Origin of the sequence: Streptomyces flavochromogenes (genome assembly GCF_000717595.1) — a bacterium.
Classification (GTDB): Bacteria; Actinomycetota; Actinomycetes; order Streptomycetales; family Streptomycetaceae; genus Streptomyces; species Streptomyces flavochromogenes.
In genome coordinates, this window is record NZ_JNZO01000012.1 from 34626 (window position 1) to 51174 (window position 16549).

Consider the following 16549-nt stretch of genomic DNA (forward strand, 5'->3'; position numbering starts at 1 on the left):
TCCGGGCCCGCGGGCTCAGGTCATTGACCTGCTTGTCCTTACGGAGCGGTCTTGACCGTGATCTTGCCGTCGACGATGTCCTTCTTCGCCTTCGCCACGGCGGCGGTGACATCGGTCATCTTCACGTACGCCGGGTTGGAGTCGGCCAGGCCGACACCGTCCGTGGCGAGGCCGTAGCGGACCTCACCGGACTGCGGCTTGCCGTCCTGGACCGACTTGATCACGTTGAAGACGGAGTCCGAGACGTCCTTGGTGACCGAGGTCAGGATGTGGTCCTTGTACGAGGCCAGACCCGCCTGGTTGTACTGGTCGGAGTCGACACCGATCGCCCACTTGCCGGCGGTCGAGGCGGCCTCGATCGCGCCGGAGCCGGCCAGACCGGCGGCGGCGTAGATCACGTCGGCGCCCTTGTCGATCTGACCCTGCGCGGCGGCCTTGCCGAGGTCGGGCTTCGAGAAACCGTCGAAGTTCGGCGGCTGGGTCAGGTACTGGACGAGCACCTTCGCGTTGGGGTTGGTGTCCTTGACGCCCTGGGCGAAGCCCGCCTCGAACTTCTTGATCAGCGGAACCTCGACACCGCCGATGAAGCCGACCGTGCCGGTCTTGGAGACCTTGGCGGCGGCGACGCCGGCCAGGTAGGAGCCCTGCTCCTCGTTGAAGACGAGGTTGGCGATGTTCGGGCCGGTCTTCGACGTGTCGTCGATGAGGCCGAAGGTGGTCTTCGGGTAGGCCTTGGCGACCTTCTCGATGGCCGGGGCGTAGGCGAAGCCGACGCCGATGACCGGGTTGTTCCCGGCGCGGGCGAGAGCGGTCAGGCGCTGCACCTTGTCGGCGTCGCCCTCACCCTCGGAGGGCTCGGCCTCGGCGCCCTTGACGCCGAGCTCGTCCTCGGCCTTCTTGAGGCCCGCGTAGGCGGCGTCGTTGAACGACTGGTCGCCACGGCCGCCGATGTCGTACGCGATGGCAGCCTTCGTCGCCTTCGCGCTGGAGCTCGGGCTGGAGCCGGAGTCCGTCGAAGACTTGCCACACGCGGTGGCGGAGAGGGCGAGCGCCGCGGAGGCGATGCCCACGGTCGTGATCCTGGTGATCCGGCGCAAGAGGAGGGTCCCTTCAAGACTGACCGAAAGCGCCTCTTCCGGCGCTGGTTTCGCGGCGATCGTAACGCGCGTAGATGTCAGTTAAAGACCCGTTCATGAGTCGTTATCGGATCGTCGCGAACCGGCCAGTCGAGGCGACCGGGGGCGTTCGGCCCGGTACCGCCGGTTATATCTCCGGGTCCGGGCGGCGGGAAGGGGGTCCGGGGGCGCCACGCCGGGGCGTTGGACCGAAGGGGGGACGGCGGTCGGCCGGACGGATGAAGGACCGTCCGGCCGGAATCAGGGCCGCCGTTTGGCCTGAAATCAGCGCTTTGGTGCCGCGTCGAGCAGCGCCGCCGCCGTGAAGAGCTCCACCGCTGCCTCGATGCAGCTCTCGTCCACGTCGAAGTCGCCGGCGTGGAGGTCGCGGACACGGGTGTCGCCGGGGGTACGGACGCCGAGGCGGGCCATGGCGCCGGGCACGTGCTCCAGGTACCAGGAGAAGTCCTCGCCGCCGAGGCTCTGCTCGGTGTCCTCGATCGCGTACGGTCCGCGGCGGGCGGTCATCGCGGCCTGGAGCAGCTCGGTGACGGCCGGGTCGTTGACGACCGGGGGGACACCGCGCACGTAGGTGACGGTCGACTTGGCCCGGTGCAGGGTCGCGATCTCGTCGATGGCCGCGTGCACCAGGTCGGGCGCCTCCCGCCAGGTGGGCAGGTCGAGGCAGCGGACGGTGCCGGAGAGCTCGGCGTGCTGCGGGATGACGTTGCAGGCGTGGCCGGACTCGATACGGCCCCAGGTGACCGAGAGCCCCGAGCGGGCGTCCACGCGGCGGGACAGGACGGCGGGGACGTCGACGGCGACCCGGGCGGCGGCGGTGACGAGGTCGGTCGTGAGGTGCGGACGGGCGGTGTGACCGCCGGGCCCGTCGAGGGTGACCTCCAGACGGTCGCAGGCGGAGGTGATGGGGCCGGGGCGGAGCCCGATCTTCCCCGCGTCCACCCTGGGGTCGCAGTGCACCGCGATGATCCGGCCGACCCCGTCCAGGACGCCGGCCTCGATGGCATCGGCGGCGCCGCCGGGGAGCACCTCCTCGGCGGGCTGGAAGAGCAGCCGCACGGCCGCCGGGAGGAGGCCCTGCCGGTCGAGCTCGGCGAGGACGAGTCCGGCACCGAGGACGGTCGTGGTGTGGACGTCGTGTCCGCAGGCGTGGGCGCGGTTGGCCACCGTGGAGTGGTAGGCGACGGTCTTGACGTCGGGGATGGGCAGCGCGTCGAGGTCGGCGCGGATCGCGAGCATCGGCCGCGCGGGATCCGGGGTGCCGATGTCACAGATGAGCCCGGTGCCGCCCGGCAGGACCTTCGGCGCGAGGCCGGCCGCCTCCAGGCGGGCCTTGAGCGCGGCGGTCGTACGGAACTCCTGGTTCCCGAGCTCCGGGTGCATGTGCAAGTCCCTGCGGAAGGCGATCAGTTCGACGCGCAGGGGTTCGGACAGCGTTCCGGGCAGGGTGACGGAGCCTGGCTCACGGGACTTCAACTGGTTCACCCTTTGAAGGGTAGGCCTCCGGAGAGGTCAACTGCCCGTTGATCACAAAAAGTTCAGCCCGTTAGGGGAAAGAATCTCGGTTCGGCAGGCATGAAGCCCGTTCCATATGGGTACGCTCAGCCGAATTCGAGCCGATCGGCCGGGGTCGCCGCCCGCGAGGTGAGCCGGTCGACCTCGTGGGCCGCCGTCCCCGTCACCCCGGACAGGAAACCCCGGGCCCGCGGGGAGGCGGTGGCCCTCAGCCACTCGGACGAGATCTCGCAGACCGCGACCTTCACCCCGGTGCCGGCCAGGGCCAGCGGCAGGGTGTGCACGACCGTGGACGGAAAACTGACGACCGTACGCCCGATGGGGCCACGGCGGGCGATCAGCTCCAGGGGCAGCTCCGGACGGACCACCTGGAGGCCCGTCTCGACCGCGATCCGGTGCAGCTTCTCGGCGCTCTCCCTGCGGTGCGCGAAATAGCGGGTGGCGCCGTGGGTGCGGGCGAGTTCCGCCACCACCCGGTCGTAGTGACCGGCGTCCACCACCCCCGTCTCCACCAGCGAGGTCCCCACCAGGTCCGCGCCGCCCGTGAGCAGCGGCGGGCCGAAGCGGGCCCGGGTCCAGGCGTAGGAGTTCTCGCTGACCGTGACGCCCTCGGGGACCTCGACGGGCAGCGAGGTGAAGATCTCGACCGAACGGCCGGAGGTCGGGGCGAGGCGCTTCTTGGCGAGCAGGGTCACCGGGGCGAGCACCAGCTCGCGCGGGTCGAGGCCGCTGCTCCTGCGGTGCCAGCGCACCAGGCGCTCACCGCGGCCGATCTGGGCGGCGTACTCCATGGTGGCGGTGCCGTCGTCGACGACGGTCAGGTGCCGGGGGGCGAAGAGGGTGAGGAGGAGCTGGACGTACCGGGAGAACGGATCCCCGATGATCACCCGCTCCGCGGAGCGCAGCGGCCGGGCGAGCTCCCGCAGCGTGCGGACGAGCGCGCCCCGGCCACCGCGGGCCTCCTGCCAGTGCACGGTGAGGCCCTCGTCGCGGGCCAGCTGGGCCATCCGGCGCAGCTGGCCCCGCGACATGGGGTCGGTCGGCGAGAGGACGACGACCGTCAGGGCGGGTGCGGGCCGTGCCGCACCCTGGGCGGCGTCCGTCGAGCGGGGCGCCCCCGCGGACGCACCGGCGTCCGCGGAGCCGGGCGCCGCGGTGCCCGCGCCGGCGGGCACGGCGTCCGCCGTGCCGTGCGTGCCGGCGGGTGCCGCGGAGGGCGCACCCGTGGCGGGAGCCCGGGTGTGCGCCCATTCCAGGACGTTGAGGAGCTGGACCGGGCTCTCGACGAACGCCAGCTGCCCGGTCATGCGGCGACGAGGCCCTGGACCCGGCGGAGCTTCTTCATCGGGCCGAGCTCCGACTCGTAGACCTTCTTGACGCCGTCACCGAGGGCGGCCTCGATCGTGCGGATGTCGCGGACCAGGCGCTGCAGGCCCTGGGGCTCGACGGAGGCGGCCTGGTCGGAGCCCCACATGGCGCGGTCGAGGGTGATGTGACGCTCGACGAAGGTGGCGCCGAGGGCGACGGCGGCCAGCGTGGTCTGGAGGCCCGTCTCGTGGCCGGAGTAGCCGATCGGGACGTTCGGGTACTCCTCCTGCAGCGTCTGGATGACGCGCAGGTTGAGCTCCTCGGCCTTGGCCGGGTAGGTCGAGGTGGCGTGGCAGAGCAGGATGTTCGCGCTCCCGAGGACCTCGACGGCGTGACGGATCTGCGCCGGCGTCGACATGCCGGTGGAGAGGATGACCGTGCGGCCGGTGGCGCGCAGCGAGCGCAGCAGCTCGTCGTCGGTGAGGGAGGCCGAGGCGACCTTGTGGGCCGGGACGTCGAACTTCTCCAGGAAGGCGACGGCCTCGGTGTCCCACGGGGAGGCGAACCAGTCGATGCCGCGCTTCTTGCAGTGCTCGTCGATGGCGCGGTACTGGGTCTCGTCGAACTCGACGCGGTGACGGTAGTCGATGTACGTCATCCGGCCCCAGGGGGTGTCCCGCTCGATGTCCCACTGGTCGCGCGGGGTGCAGATCTCGGGGGTGCGCTTCTGGAACTTGACCGCGTCGCAGCCGGCTTCGGCGGCCACGTCGATCAGCGCGAACGCGTTGTCGAGGTCGCCGTTGTGGTTGATGCCGATCTCGCCGGTGATGTAGACGGAGTGGCCCGGTCCTGCGGTCTTGTCGCCGAGGGTGCGGATACGGGTGTTCATGGTGCCGGTCCTTAGGAGTTGGGGGTGTCGAGCTCGGGGCCGAGGAGCCAGGCGGCGATCTCGCGGATCGCCCCCGAGCCGCCCGGGGTGACGGTGACCGCGCGGGCAGCGGCCCGTACGGAGTCGTGGGCGCTGCTCACCGCGACGGGCCAGCCGACGAGGTGGAAGCAGGGAAGGTCGTTGACGTCGTTTCCGGCGTAGAGCACGCGCTGCGGGTCGATGCCCTCGGCCTCGCACCACTCCTTGAGGGCCCGGTCCTTGCGGTCGATGCCGTGCAGGACGGGGATCTTGAGCTTGCGGGCGCGGGCGGCGACGACGGCGTTCTGCTCGGTGGAGAGGATGAGGACGGGCAGTCCGGCGCGGCGCAGGGCGGCGATGCCGAGGCCGTCGCCGCGGTGCGCGGAGACGAACTCGCGTCCCTCGGCGTCCAGGTGGACCCGGTCGTCGGTCTGCGTGCCGTCGAAGTCGAGGACGACGGCGTCGACGTCCGCGAAGCCGGGGGTGGCCGGGGTGTCGAGGAGCGGGGCGAGGGCGCGGGCGCGGGCCAGGTCGTGCGGGTCGTCGATCTCCAGGACCCGGGCGGGGTCGGTGACGACGAGTGCGGTACGGCCGAAGAAGCGGTGCTTGTGGCTGCGGAAGCCGGCCGCGTCCATCGCGTAGACGGCGCCGGTCTCCAGGTACTCGGGCTCCCGGTCCTGGCGGCGGGGACGGTGCGCCTTGTCGTGGTTGACGCCGGTGGCACCGTCCTCCGAGCCGTCGGTGGGCACGCGCCAGAGGAAGCCGTGCGACGGGGCGGCGGTGAAGGCCGTGTCGGCGGCACCGGAGGTGATGCGCTCGACGGTCTCGGCGACCTCCGCGGAGCTGAGGAACGGGCTGGTGCACTGGACGAGGAGGACCACGTCGGCCGGGCGCCCGTGGGCGGTCTCGAAGGCGTCCATGGCGTGCAGGACCGCGGCCTCGCTGGTGGCGGTGTCGCCGGCGATCTCGGCGGGGCGCTGCACCGCCTCGGCCCCCGCGGTGCGGGCGGCGGCCGCGATGCCGGCGTCGTCGGTGGAGACCACCACGTGGGTGACGGGACGGGCGCCGAGGCAGGCCCGGACGGCGCGGGCGACCAGGGGTACTCCGGCCACCGGGGCGAGATTCTTGGCGGGCACGCCCTTCGAACCGCCCCTCGCGGGGATCACGGCGAGCACGGTGGTGGTCATCAGAGTTCTCCCAGACGGCGGATGACGGGCGCGACGCGCTGCACACCGTGGCGGTACGCGCCCCGCGCGGCCTCCCGGACGACCCTGCGGAGGCCGCTTTCGCGGGGCTCCGGGGCAGTGACGTCCAGGCGGTGGCGAGCGAGGATCCCGGGCAGGTAGCCGGGCGCCGTCTCCGTTGTGTAGTAGGGGGTGATCGGGGGGAGCGCCGGGAGTGCCAGGAGCTCGGTGACCCGGTCGCGGGCCGCGTCGAAGGCCGCGTCGTACGGCCTGTCGGAGGCGACGCCCTGCCGGGCGAGCCAGGTGTCGTCCGGCGTCGGGGCGAGCCCCTTGTCGAGCCGGTCGAAGGAGGCGAGCAGACCGGAGCCGACGAAGTGGTGGTTGCCGAGCGCCTCGCGGACCCCGAGGTCGGTGAGGATCGCGGTGGGGATGCGCCGGTGGAGGGCTTCGAGGGCGGCCGTCGAGGAGACGGTCACCAGCAGGTCGGTACGGTCGAGGACCTCGCCCATGTGCCCGTACACGAGCGTGAAGTTGGCCGGCGGGTCGAGCTCGCGGACCAGCTTCTGGAACGGGTACTCCTCCAGGTGCGTGGTGTGTTCGCCCGGCTTGGAGCGAAGCTTGAGGAGCACCTCGCGGCCCGGGTGGAGCCGGGCGTGCTCGATCAGCCGCCGCAGTACGTAGGCGCGTTCGGTCCGGGTGACCGGCACGGACGGCTGGGCGGCGAACACCAGGGTGTCGCGGCCGGCTTCCGGGGTGTGCGGGGCGCCGCCCAGGAAGGGCAGTGCCGCCTCGACGACCGAGTCGGCCCCGGCGCCCACTCCTTCGTACACGGCGCGGAAACGCTCCGCGTCGTGACGGGAGTTGGCGAGGACGACGTCGGCGCCGTGGCGCAGCAGCAGACCGTCGGTCAGCTTCTCGTAGACGACGCCGACATAGCCGGTGACGACCACGGGACGCCGTTCGAGTGCCAGGTCGGCGAGACCCTGCAGGACGGCCCGCACGGTGCCGCCGACGAGAGCGAGGACGACGACGTCGTATCCCTCGCCGCGCGTCTCCGCGTCCCGTACCGCGCGCAGGAACTCCGCACCGGTCACCTCGCGCGGGGTGGTGGTGGACACCCCGGTCTCGGCGAGCTGGCGTTCGGTGGGGGTTGCCCGTCCGCGCAGGACGAATCCGGTGGGTTCGGCGGTCGCCGTGGTGATGCGGCGCGCCGTGAGGGCGCCCCATTTCCACCGGGTGTCGGAATCGGCGAGTACGGCGACCCGTACCGCTTCTCTGGTACTTGCTGGCACGCCGAGGACGCTAGAAGGGCATTCCGCTTTTCGGCCCAACTGAGACACAACAAACGGTGAACAGAGCCTCTCCTCCCGCTGAAGTGGGTCGTGAACCGGACGTATCAGGGCTGATTTTCCCTGCCGGTAAAGGCGGTTAATCGGCCCGCCGCTTCGTGTTCACCGAAGAGATGCCCGACGGTCGGTGGGAATGCCGGGACGGCACCTAGCGTCAACCGCGTGGTCAAGCTCTCCGTCGTCGTGCCGTTCTTCAACGTGCAGACATACGCCCCCGACACCCTCACGAGCCTGCGGGCCAACGCCCGGGAGGACTTCGAGTTCCTGCTTGTCGACGACTGCTCGTCGGACGGGACCCCGGAGATCCTCGAGCGGGCCGCGCGCGAGATCCCGGGTGCCGTCCTGATCAGGCACGAGCACAACGGGGGCCTCGCCACCGCCCGGAACACCGGTCTCGACGCCGCTCGCGGCGAGTACCTCACCTTCCTCGACGGGGACGACTGGCTCGCCCCCGGCTACTACTCCCGCCTGGTCTCCGCAGCCGAGGGCCTCGGCTGCGACTTCCTGCGCACCGACCACGTCTCCGTCACCGGCAGGAACCGCGGCATCCGCCGCGCTCCGGTCCCCCGGCGCGGCGAGGTCCTGGACCCGCGGGACGCGATCCTGCCCTCACACCGGACGACCTCGGTCGACTACCCGTACGCCTGGGCGGGGGTCTACCACCGACGGCTCCTCGACCGCGGCCTGCTGCACTTCACGCACGGACTGCGGACCGCCGAGGACCGGCCGTGGATCTGGCGACTGCACCGCGAGGCTAAAACCTTCGCCGCGATCGGAGAACTCGGCGTCTTCTACCGGCGCGGAGTGGCGACCTCACTCACCCAGATCGGCGACATACGGCAATTGGATTTCATCCGCGCTTTCGACCAGGTGATCGAGGAGACCGCAAAGGACACGGACGCCGAACTCCTTCTCCCGAAGGCCGTGCGCACCTATTGCGCGGTGATTTCCCATCACATCGGATCGATCGAACGCTTCGAGCCGGAGGTCGCCCGTCAGCTGAAGGCGATGAGCGCGGGCGCGCTGCGGCGCATGCCGCAGGACGTCCTCGACGAGGCCCTCACCGCGATGGGCGGGGACCGCGCGACCATGCTGCGCAGACTGCGGCGGCGCCGGCCCTCACCACCGCCGACACCGGGCGCGGGCCCGGGCACCGGTGCCGGCCCGGCCCCCGCGGAGGTGGCCGCGTGAGCACCCGCAGGACCACCCAGATCTTCTGCGCCTCCACCCTCTACGGCGCGGCGACGATCGCCGCCGCCCTGGACAGCGGCGGCTTCGGCCCCGCCGACCGCCGCATCCTCCTCGTCACCAACAACGCGGCCGTGCCGGAGACGACCCCGCCCCTCGACCGGGCCGAGGGCTTCGAGCGGCTCCGTGGCCGCTTCGACTCCGTCCTGTCGTGGAACGAGACGATCTCCCCGCTCCACCCGGGCGGCTGGACCCCCCGGGCGAGCGACCTGCCGCTCCTCCAGCGCCATCTGCGCAGGATCTGGGACCTCGGCGACGACCGCGTCGAACTCGCCCTGGAATCGATCCAGGTGACACCCGCGCTGGCCATCGCCCAGCTGCTGCCCGACGCGCCCATCACCGTCTACGCGGACGGTCTGATGAGCTACGGGCCGACCCGCAACAAGATCGATCCGCTGATCGGCGGGCGGGTCGACCGGCTGCTCCACCTGGACCTCGTGCCCGGCCTCGCGCCGCTGCTGCTCGGCGAGTTCGGGGCGGTGCCGGAGGCCGTCCCGACGGAGGCGTTCCTCACGTGCGTCGCCGAACTGGCCGGGCCCGCCGCCACGGCCGCATCCGAGGACGGGCCCGTGCTGCTCCTCGGCCAGTACCTGGCGGCGCTCGACCTGCTGACCGTCGCCGAGGAGGAGGCGCTGCACCTGCGCATGGTCCGGGGCGCGGTCGCCCGGGGCCACCGGCGGCTCGTCTTCAAGCCGCACCCGACGGCCCCCGACACCTGGTCGAAGGCGCTGGCCCGGGAGGCTGCGGCGCTCGGCGCCGAGCTGACCGTCGAGGACCGGCCGGTGCTCGCCGAGGTGCTCTACCGCGAGCTGCGGCCCGTCCTCGTCGTCGGCTGCTTCTCCACGGCCCTGCTCACCGCGCGGACCTTCTACGGACTGCCGGTCGCCCGGGTCGGGACGCGCGGCCTCCTCGAGCGGCTCAGCCCGTTCCAGAACAGCAACCGCATCCCGCTCACCGTCGTGGACGCCGTCGTGCCGCCCCTGGAGGCCGGCGATGACGACGGTGCGGACTGCGGCGCCGAGGACGACGGCACGATCGCGACGGGCCGGCTGAACGACCTCGTCGCGGCGGTCGGCTTCGCCATGCAGCCGAAGATCCGGCCGGAGCTGCGGGAGTCGGCGGTACGGCACCTTTCGGGGCCGTTCGCCGAGCGCACCCGGCACCACTTCACCCGCCGCCGCCTCACCGTCCTGAACCTGCCCGGCGGCATCCCGCTCCCCCGGCACCCGAGGGTCCGCCGCCTGGCGCGGCGCGCGCTGCGACTGCGCAAGGCGCTGAAGAGGTAACGGCCACGCGGCGGCTTCCGCGGCGGAGGCCGCCGCGCCACGAGCCGGCGGGCCCGGGCCCCGTGCGGGGGGCCCGGGCCCGCGGGCACGAACGCGGAGGGGGGTCCGGCGTCAGGCGCGGACGATCTCCTCCTGGATCTCCGTCACCCACTGGGAGCGGTCCTCGGGGCACTCCAGGTACAGCTCGCGCGCGTAGTGCCGCGTCTCGTACCCGTTGGCCTCGATCCAGCGGGCCAGGGTCTGCGCGGTCGGCAGGATGGTGTCCATCGAGCCCCGGTGGACGACGGTCGCCGCCTCTTCGATGCCGCGCAGCACGTGCACCTCGACGCCCTCCACGGCCGTGCCCTCCGGGACGGTCATGCCGGCGTGCACGAGAACCGATCCGTCGCCCTTGCCCGCGTCCTCGTAGTACGCGATCCCGGGACCGAATCCGGTGAGGCCGGCGGCCTCCAGACGGCCGCACAGCTCGTCGTACAGGGGCCCGATGACCGGGCTGATGTGCTGCGGGCCGAAGCTCGCGGCCACCGCGCTCAGCTCGGCGATCCGGACGGCGGGGATCTTCTTGACGACGACGTCCTGAGTGGACATGCGTCCCTCGCTCTCGATGGCCCGGAGCCGCGCGCCGACCTGGGCGAGCCGTGCCCGCGCCTCCGCCATGGCCGCTTCCAGCTCGGCCTGGCGCAGACGCAGCATGCCCCGCAGCTCGTCCGCGTCGAACTTCTCGTCGAGGATCGCCCCCACCTGTTCGAGGGTGAAACCGAGGTCCTTGAGCGCGATGACACGGTTGAGCAGGGCGAGCTGGTCCGCCGTGTAGAAGCGGTAGCCCGTGTGCGGGTCGACCCGGGCCGGGCGCAGCAGCCCGATGGCGTCGTAGTGGCGCAGCATCCGGACCGACACCCGCCCGTGCCGGGCGAAGTCTCCGATGGTGAACATGACGCCCCCTACGGAACGCCCTCACACGGTGTGAGGGTCAAGCGGCGCTGCTGAGGGAGAGCTTCGCGGCGAAGCCGAGGAAGAGGGCTCCGGCGGCGGAGGTGGCTCCCGCGGAGAGCCGCCGGCGGCGGCGGAACGCGGCGGCGAGCCGGGTGCCGCCGAATATCAGCATCGTCAGGTAGAGGAAGCTGCCGATCTCGAGGAGGGTGCCGAGCACCAGGAAGGAGAGGGCCGGGTAGGCGTACGCCGGGTCCACGAACTGCACGAAGAAGGAGATGAGGAAGAGGATCGCCTTCGGGTTGAAGAGGCTGATGACGAGCGCCCTGCGGTACGGGTTCTCCCCCGGACCGGCCTGCGTCTCCTCGGCCCCGTCGGCCGCCGTCTCCGCCACCTGGCCGCGCGAGCGCCACATCTCCCGGGCCGAGCGCAGCATCCCGTACGCCATCCAGGCCAGATAGCCCGCGCCCGCGTACTTCACGATCATGAAGAGCAGGGGGGTGGTCTGGAGGAGGGAGGCCGCGCCGAGCGCGGCCAGCGTCATCAGGACGGCGTCGCCGGTGAAGACGCCGGCGGCGGCCTTGTATCCGGTCCTGGTGCCCTTGCGGGCGGCGACGGACAGCACGTACAGCGAGTTCGGCCCCGGCAGGAGGATGATGAGGACGAGACCCACGAGATAGGTCGGAAGATCGGTGACACCCAGCATGAAGCGGAGTGTCGCATGTCAGTACGACACTCCGCCTGTGTGTTTCGTATCGCGGAAGATCGGAACGCGGCGGATCAGAATGCGTCGGTCGGGACGTACGTGCCCCAGACCTCGCGCAGCGCGTCGCAGACCTCGCCGACGGTGGCGCGGGCCCTGAGGGCGTCCTTCATCGGGTAGAGGACGTTGTCCGTGCCCCCGGCCGCCTTCCTCAGCTCCGCGAGGGCCGCCTCCACCGCCGCCCGGTCGCGCCCGGCGCGCAGGGCGGCGAGCCGCTCGGCCTGCTGGGCCTCGATCGCCGGGTCGACGCGCAGTGGCTCGTACGGCTCCTCGACGTCGACCGTGTACCGGTTGACGCCGACGACGACCCGTTCGCCGCTGTCGGTCTCCTGCGCGATCCTGTACGCCGAGCGCTCGATCTCGCCCTTCTGGAAGCCGCGCTCGATGGCGCTCACCGCGCCGCCCATCTCCTCGACCCGGCCCATCAGCTCCAGGGCGGCCGCCTCGACGTCGTCGGTCATGCTCTCCACGACGTACGAGCCGGCGAACGGGTCCACGGTCGCGGTCACGTCCGTCTCGTACGCCAGGACCTGCTGGGTGCGCAGGGCCAGGCGGGCGGACTTGTCCGTCGGCAGGGCGATCGCCTCGTCGAAGGAGTTGGTGTGCAGCGACTGCGTCCCGCCGAGCACGGCGGCGAGGCCCTGCACGGCGACGCGGACGAGGTTGACCTCGGGCTGCTGGGCGGTCAGCTGCACCCCCGCGGTCTGGGTGTGGAAGCGGAGCATCAGCGACTTGGGGTTCTTCGCGCCGAACTCGTCCCTCATGACCCGTGCCCAGATCCTGCGGGCAGCCCGGAACTTCGCGACCTCCTCGAGGAGCGTCGTACGGGCCACGAAGAAGAAGGAGAGCCGGGGGGCGAAGTCGTCGACGTCCATCCCCGCCGCGACGGCGGTCCGCACGTACGCGATGCCGTCGGCCAGGGTGAACGCGATCTCCTGCGCGGGCGAGGCACCCGCCTCCGCCATGTGATAGCCGGAGATCGAGATCGTGTTCCACTTCGGGATCTCCGCCCGGCAGTACTTGAAGATGTCCGCGATCAGCCGGAGGGAGGGCTTGGGCGGGAAGATGTAGGTGCCGCGGGCGATGTACTCCTTCAGGACGTCGTTCTGGATCGTGCCGGTCAGCCGGTCCGCCGGGACCCCCTGCTCCTCGCCGACCAGCTGGTACATCAGCAGCAGGAGGGCGGCGGGGGCGTTGATCGTCATCGACGTGGAGACCTTGTCCAGCGGGATGCCGTCGAACAGGATCCGCATGTCCTCGACCGAGTCGATCGCCACCCCGACCTTGCCGACCTCGCCCGAGGCGATCGGCGCGTCCGAGTCGTGGCCCATCTGCGTCGGCAGGTCGAAGGCGACGGAGAGGCCCATGGTGCCGTTGGCGATCAGCTGCCTGTACCGGGCGTTGGACTCCACCGCGGTGCCGAAGCCCGCGTATTGGCGCATCGTCCACGGCCGGCCGGTGTACATCGACGGGTACACCCCGCGGGTGAAGGGGTACGCGCCCGGCTCGCCCAGCCTCTCCGCCGGATCCCAGCCCTCCAGCGCCTCCGGTCCGTAGACCGGATCGATGGGCAGTCCCGACTCCGACTCGCGCGCCATTGGCTGTGCCTCCCGGTGAGATGGCCCCCTGCTCACAGCATGCGCGGATCGTGACCTGCGCGCGCAACCACACACGCGCGGGAAGCATCCCTAGGTACATACGAATCGTCCCGGGGGGCAGAAATGAAGCGGTCTTCTTCCGTCATACGCAGAGTGGTTCTGGCAGCGGCCTCGGTGGCCCTCGCCGCCGGTTGTACGGCCCAGGCGGCCGGCTCCGGAGGCGGCTCCGGGAGCCCGTCGAACGCACCGGCGTCCTCGGCCTCCGCGCCGACCGACGCCCCCACGGACGACGGCAAGCCCCCGTCCCCCTCGGACACCGCTGCGACGCCCACCGACGCGCCCACGGAGACGCCCTCAGGGACGCCCTCAGGGACGCCTTCCGGGACGGCGAAGCCCAAGGCCCTGATGGACGACGGGGACGAGACCGAGCAGGTCCGTGAGCTCCAGGCGCGGCTGCGGCAGCTCGGGTACTTCGACCGGGCGCCCACCGGTTTCTACGGGACGATGACGGCCGGCTCGGTGAAGGCCTTCCAGAAGAAGCAGGGTCTGCCCCGGACGGGTTCCGTCGACGAGGCGACCTGGCAGCGGCTGCTCGGAGCGAGCCGGAAGCCGACCGCGGACGAGCTGAAGCCGTCGACGACCAACCAGCTGGACACCCCCGACGCGCGGTGCATGACCGGCCGGGTGCTGTGCATCAGCAAGGAGAGCCGGACCCTCGCCTGGATGATCGACGGCAAGGTCGTCTCGTCGATGGACGTCCGCTTCGGCTCGGAGAACACCCCGACCCGCGAGGGCACCTTCACCGTGGAGCGCAAGGTCCGGCAGGACTGGTCGCGGCTCTACCACACGCCGATGCCGCTCTCGATGTACTTCAGCCGCGGCCAGGCGGTGCACTACTCGTCGGACTTCGCGGCGCGCGGCTACAACGGGGCCTCGCACGGCTGCGTCAACGTCCGGGACCGGGCCAAGCTCACGGCCCTCTTCGACCAGGTGAAGGTCGGCGACAAGGTCGTCGTCCACTGGTGACCGGGGACCCCCTCCACCGGTGATCCGGGAGGGGAAGAGAGGGCGCGGGTGGGACCGGGGGAACGTGTCCCACCCGCGCCATGTGCGCGGAGCCGTAGGTACGGGGGGAACCCCGGCTCACTGCGCGGCCGATGACCAGTCGGCTCACTCAGTACTGCGCCGACCGGTCCGGAAGTGTTACACCGGGAGCGGAACGCGCGCGTCGACGCCGATCCCGAGGGGCAGTACGGCGGTGAGCCCGGCGGCGTCGGGGGCCGAGGACCGGGCCGTGTCGCGGCGGTCCGGGCCGCTGTCGCCGCTCCAGCCGTCACGGCCGCCGTTCCGTCCGTCGCCGGTCCCGTCACCCTTGGGGTCGTCATCGGACTCGTCCTTCGAGCCGTCCTTGCCGCTGCCGTCGTCCTCGGGCGCGGTCGTGGCGCCGCCGAGGATCCGGTCGCAGTAGCGGCGCAGGGTCTCGCCGTCGCGCAGGACGCTCGTGAGCCCCTTGCGGCCGGTGGCATCGAGCTTTCCCGAGCGGAACTCCCGGCAGGCCTTGAGGATCTTCTCCCGGGCCGTGGCGGTGCTCGGGTCGCCGCCCGTGGCGCCGTCCGTACCGCCGGACTCCCTGCCCGGTCCGCCCGGGTCGGTGGCCGTGCCGGAGCCCGGTGTGCCCGTGCCCGGCTCCTGGCTGCCCGGGCCCTGAGTGCCCGTCCCGTGCCCGTCGGGGGCTCCGGTGGACGGCGGGGTGGTGCCGATGCCGGCCGAGGGGGACGCGCCGGGTGTGCGGTCACCGCCGTCGTCCGGTTCCGTCGGGGGCGCCTCGGGGTCCTTGCGTATGCCGGGGTCCTCCGAGACGAGCGGGTCGGCGTTCTCCCCCGCCGTGACGGAGCTGGCGGGCGCGGGACCCACCAGGGGCAGCACACCCGTTCCCGCGGCGACGGCGACCCCTCCGACGGTGACGGCGGCGACCGCGGCGGCGAGTCCGTACCGGAACGAGCGTCCCCAGCGGGGGCGGGGGGCGGGCACGGGGGCGAGCCGCACCCGGCCGAGTTCGGCCTGTTCGGTGCGGCTCACGGCGGCCGCCGCGGCAGGGGCGGCGGCGCGCTCGGCGTGCGCCTTGCGGAAGGCGGCGAGCGCGGCGGCCTCGCCCGGCAGTTCGGTGCGCGCGGCCGGGGGGACGGCCGGGGTGCGGGCCGCGTCGAGGGCTTCGGCCAGGCGCTCGGCCCGGGAACGCGCGTGGTCGTCGACGGCATCGACCGGCTCGCCGCGGAGCAGCCGCTCCGCGGCCTCCTGGTCGAGCCACTGGTACCGCTCGTCGGCCATCACATGTCCTTCTGCGTACGCGGACGCGATTGCGTCACACCGCCCGGGGCCACGGGCCCCGGCACGCGCCCGCGTTGCGGAGGCACACCGTCCAGCGGGACGACGGCCTCGCCGGCGCCGTCGGGTCCGGCGGTCTCGCCGTCGACACCGAGGAGTTCGGCCAGCTTCTTGAGGCCGCGGTGGGCCGCCGTGCGGACGGCTCCGGGGCGTTTCCCCAGGGTGTCGGCAGCGGTCTTGGCGTCGAGGCCGACGACGACGCGCAGGACGACGGCCTCGGCCTGGTCCTGCGGAAGCTGGGCGATCAGCTGCATGGTGTGGCCGGTGGCCAGTGCCTCCAGGGCTTCGCCCGCGGTGTCGGACGCGGCGGGCTTGTCGGTCAGCTCGGTCTCGTCGGCGCCGACGGCGGGGCGCCTGCCACGCATGCGGACGTGGTCGAGGGCGCGGTTGCGGGCGATCCGGGCCGCCCAGCCGCGGAAGCGGTCCGCGTCGCCGTCGAAGCGGTCGAGGTCGCGGGCTATCTGGAGCCAGGCCTCCGAGGCGACGTCCTCCGCCTCGGTGTCGCCGACCAGTGTGCGTATGTAGCCGAGCAACCGTGGATGCACGGCGCGATACACAGTACGGAACGCGTTCTCGTCCCCGTCCTGCGCAGCGAGCACCGCGGCCGTCAGCTCCGCGTCGTCCCCCAGCACTCCCCAAACCCTGTTCGTCGGTCGCGTCGTCGCTTCATCGCGGCTGGTCACCACCGCCACGCTGCCTCGCGCATCTGCACGCTACGTCGTGTCACGGCGTCGCGTCCACGCGGTCCGGGCTCTTTGTACAACCTGCAACCTTCGGGCGGCGGTGCGCGGGATGCCTCCGGCGCGGTCGCGGTGTGACACAAACCGCACTCCCGGCGCTGAATGGAGTACGGAGCCGTGCTGCGGCTCCGTGGACGACGGCCGGGGTCTCTCCTGTGGGGGGTGGCGACCCCGGCCGTCTCCCTTCTTCCTCCTCGTCC

At 72.1% G+C, this 16549-nt stretch carries 14 protein-coding genes; 3 read left to right on the forward strand and 11 right to left on the reverse strand.

Going from position 1 to position 16549, the window contains the following annotated elements; translation table 11 throughout:
* Positions 1–38: 38 nt before the first annotated feature.
* From IF00_RS0115410 to IF00_RS0115435, 6 genes are all read right to left on the reverse strand, one after another.
* Positions 39–1097, reverse strand: a complete 1059-nt coding sequence (locus IF00_RS0115410; protein ID WP_030318393.1) for a BMP family lipoprotein — start codon at positions 1095–1097, stop codon at positions 39–41.
* Positions 1098–1400: 303 nt separating this feature from the next.
* Positions 1401–2621: an amidohydrolase gene (locus IF00_RS0115415; protein ID WP_030318394.1), complete on the reverse strand. Its 1221-nt coding sequence runs from the start codon at positions 2619–2621 to the stop codon at positions 1401–1403.
* A gap of 116 nt (positions 2622–2737) precedes the next feature.
* Positions 2738–3958 (reverse strand): hypothetical protein, encoded by a 1221-nt coding sequence (locus IF00_RS0115420; protein WP_030318396.1) that lies wholly within the window; start codon positions 3956–3958, stop codon positions 2738–2740.
* Positions 3955–4848 carry an N-acetylneuraminate synthase family protein gene (locus IF00_RS0115425; RefSeq protein WP_030318398.1) on the reverse strand — a complete coding sequence of 298 codons (894 nt, stop codon included), beginning with the start codon at positions 4846–4848 and terminating at the stop codon, positions 3955–3957. The genes IF00_RS0115420 and IF00_RS0115425 overlap by 4 nt, the downstream gene beginning before the upstream one ends.
* A gap of 11 nt (positions 4849–4859) precedes the next feature.
* The gene (locus tag IF00_RS0115430; protein ID WP_030318400.1) at positions 4860–6053 is read right to left on the reverse strand and encodes an acylneuraminate cytidylyltransferase; all 1194 of its coding nucleotides are present in this window, start codon (positions 6051–6053) and stop codon (positions 4860–4862) included.
* Positions 6053–7342: a DUF6716 putative glycosyltransferase gene (locus tag IF00_RS0115435; RefSeq protein ID WP_030318401.1), complete on the reverse strand. Its 1290-nt coding sequence runs from the start codon at positions 7340–7342 to the stop codon at positions 6053–6055. Before IF00_RS0115435 ends, IF00_RS0115430 begins: the two co-directional genes overlap by 1 nt.
* Before the next feature lie 219 nt (positions 7343–7561).
* Here IF00_RS0115435 and IF00_RS0115440 point away from each other — a divergent pair, with 219 nt between their 5' ends.
* On the forward strand, positions 7562–8590 hold the full coding sequence (locus tag IF00_RS0115440; protein ID WP_037638308.1) for a glycosyltransferase family 2 protein: 1029 nt from the start codon (positions 7562–7564) through the stop codon (positions 8588–8590).
* Entirely contained in the window at positions 8587–9933 is a 1347-nt protein-coding gene (locus IF00_RS0115445; protein WP_030318404.1) for a polysialyltransferase family glycosyltransferase, read from the forward strand. Before IF00_RS0115440 ends, IF00_RS0115445 begins: the two co-directional genes overlap by 4 nt.
* A 111-nt stretch (positions 9934–10044) precedes the next feature.
* On the opposite strand, the gene IF00_RS0115450 is transcribed toward IF00_RS0115445, so the two are convergent.
* The 3 genes from IF00_RS0115450 to IF00_RS0115460 all read right to left on the reverse strand — a co-directional run bounded on the left by IF00_RS0115450 (position 10045) and on the right by IF00_RS0115460 (position 13224).
* Entirely contained in the window at positions 10045–10866 is an 822-nt protein-coding gene (locus IF00_RS0115450; protein ID WP_030318405.1) for a MerR family transcriptional regulator, read from the reverse strand.
* 37 nt (positions 10867–10903) lie between these two features.
* Entirely contained in the window at positions 10904–11569 is a 666-nt protein-coding gene (gene leuE / locus IF00_RS0115455; RefSeq protein ID WP_030318406.1) for a leucine efflux protein LeuE, read from the reverse strand.
* Positions 11570–11643: 74 nt separating this feature from the next.
* A complete protein-coding gene (locus tag IF00_RS0115460) occupies positions 11644–13224 on the reverse strand; it encodes an acyl-CoA mutase large subunit family protein (protein ID WP_030318408.1) in 1581 nt (526 codons plus the stop codon).
* Between the two features lie 123 nt (positions 13225–13347).
* Here IF00_RS0115460 and IF00_RS0115465 point away from each other — a divergent pair, with 123 nt between their 5' ends.
* Positions 13348–14250: a L,D-transpeptidase family protein gene (locus tag IF00_RS0115465; RefSeq protein ID WP_030318410.1), complete on the forward strand. Its 903-nt coding sequence runs from the start codon at positions 13348–13350 to the stop codon at positions 14248–14250.
* 177 nt (positions 14251–14427) lie between these two features.
* On the opposite strand, the gene IF00_RS0115470 is transcribed toward IF00_RS0115465, so the two are convergent.
* Positions 14428–15552, reverse strand: coding sequence for a hypothetical protein (locus IF00_RS0115470; protein ID WP_051820280.1), 1125 nt, complete (start codon positions 15550–15552; stop codon positions 14428–14430).
* A complete protein-coding gene (locus IF00_RS0115475) occupies positions 15552–16241 on the reverse strand; it encodes an RNA polymerase sigma factor (RefSeq protein ID WP_030318414.1) in 690 nt (229 codons plus the stop codon). The genes IF00_RS0115470 and IF00_RS0115475 overlap by 1 nt, the downstream gene beginning before the upstream one ends.
* Between the last annotated feature and the right edge of the window lie 308 nt (positions 16242–16549).

Bases quoted from the DNA above. Each gene is read 5' to 3' on its own strand.
- IF00_RS0115425 (WP_030318398.1), bottom strand. From the start codon at position 4,848: ATGAACACCCGTATCCGCACCCTCGGCGACAAGACCGCAGGACCGGGC.
- IF00_RS0115430 (WP_030318400.1), bottom strand. From the start codon at position 6,053: ATGACCACCACCGTGCTCGCCGTGATCCCCGCGAGGGGCGGTTCGAAG.
- IF00_RS0115460 (WP_030318408.1), bottom strand. From the start codon at position 13,224: ATGGCGCGCGAGTCGGAGTCGGGACTGCCCATCGATCCGGTCTACGGA.
- IF00_RS0115465 (WP_030318410.1), top strand. From the start codon at position 13,348: ATGAAGCGGTCTTCTTCCGTCATACGCAGAGTGGTTCTGGCAGCGGCC.
- IF00_RS0115420 (WP_030318396.1), bottom strand. From the start codon at position 3,958: ATGACCGGGCAGCTGGCGTTCGTCGAGAGCCCGGTCCAGCTCCTCAAC.
- leuE (WP_030318406.1), bottom strand. From the start codon at position 11,569: ATGCTGGGTGTCACCGATCTTCCGACCTATCTCGTGGGTCTCGTCCTC.
- IF00_RS0115470 (WP_051820280.1), bottom strand. From the start codon at position 15,552: ATGGCCGACGAGCGGTACCAGTGGCTCGACCAGGAGGCCGCGGAGCGG.
- IF00_RS0115450 (WP_030318405.1), bottom strand. From the start codon at position 10,866: ATGTTCACCATCGGAGACTTCGCCCGGCACGGGCGGGTGTCGGTCCGG.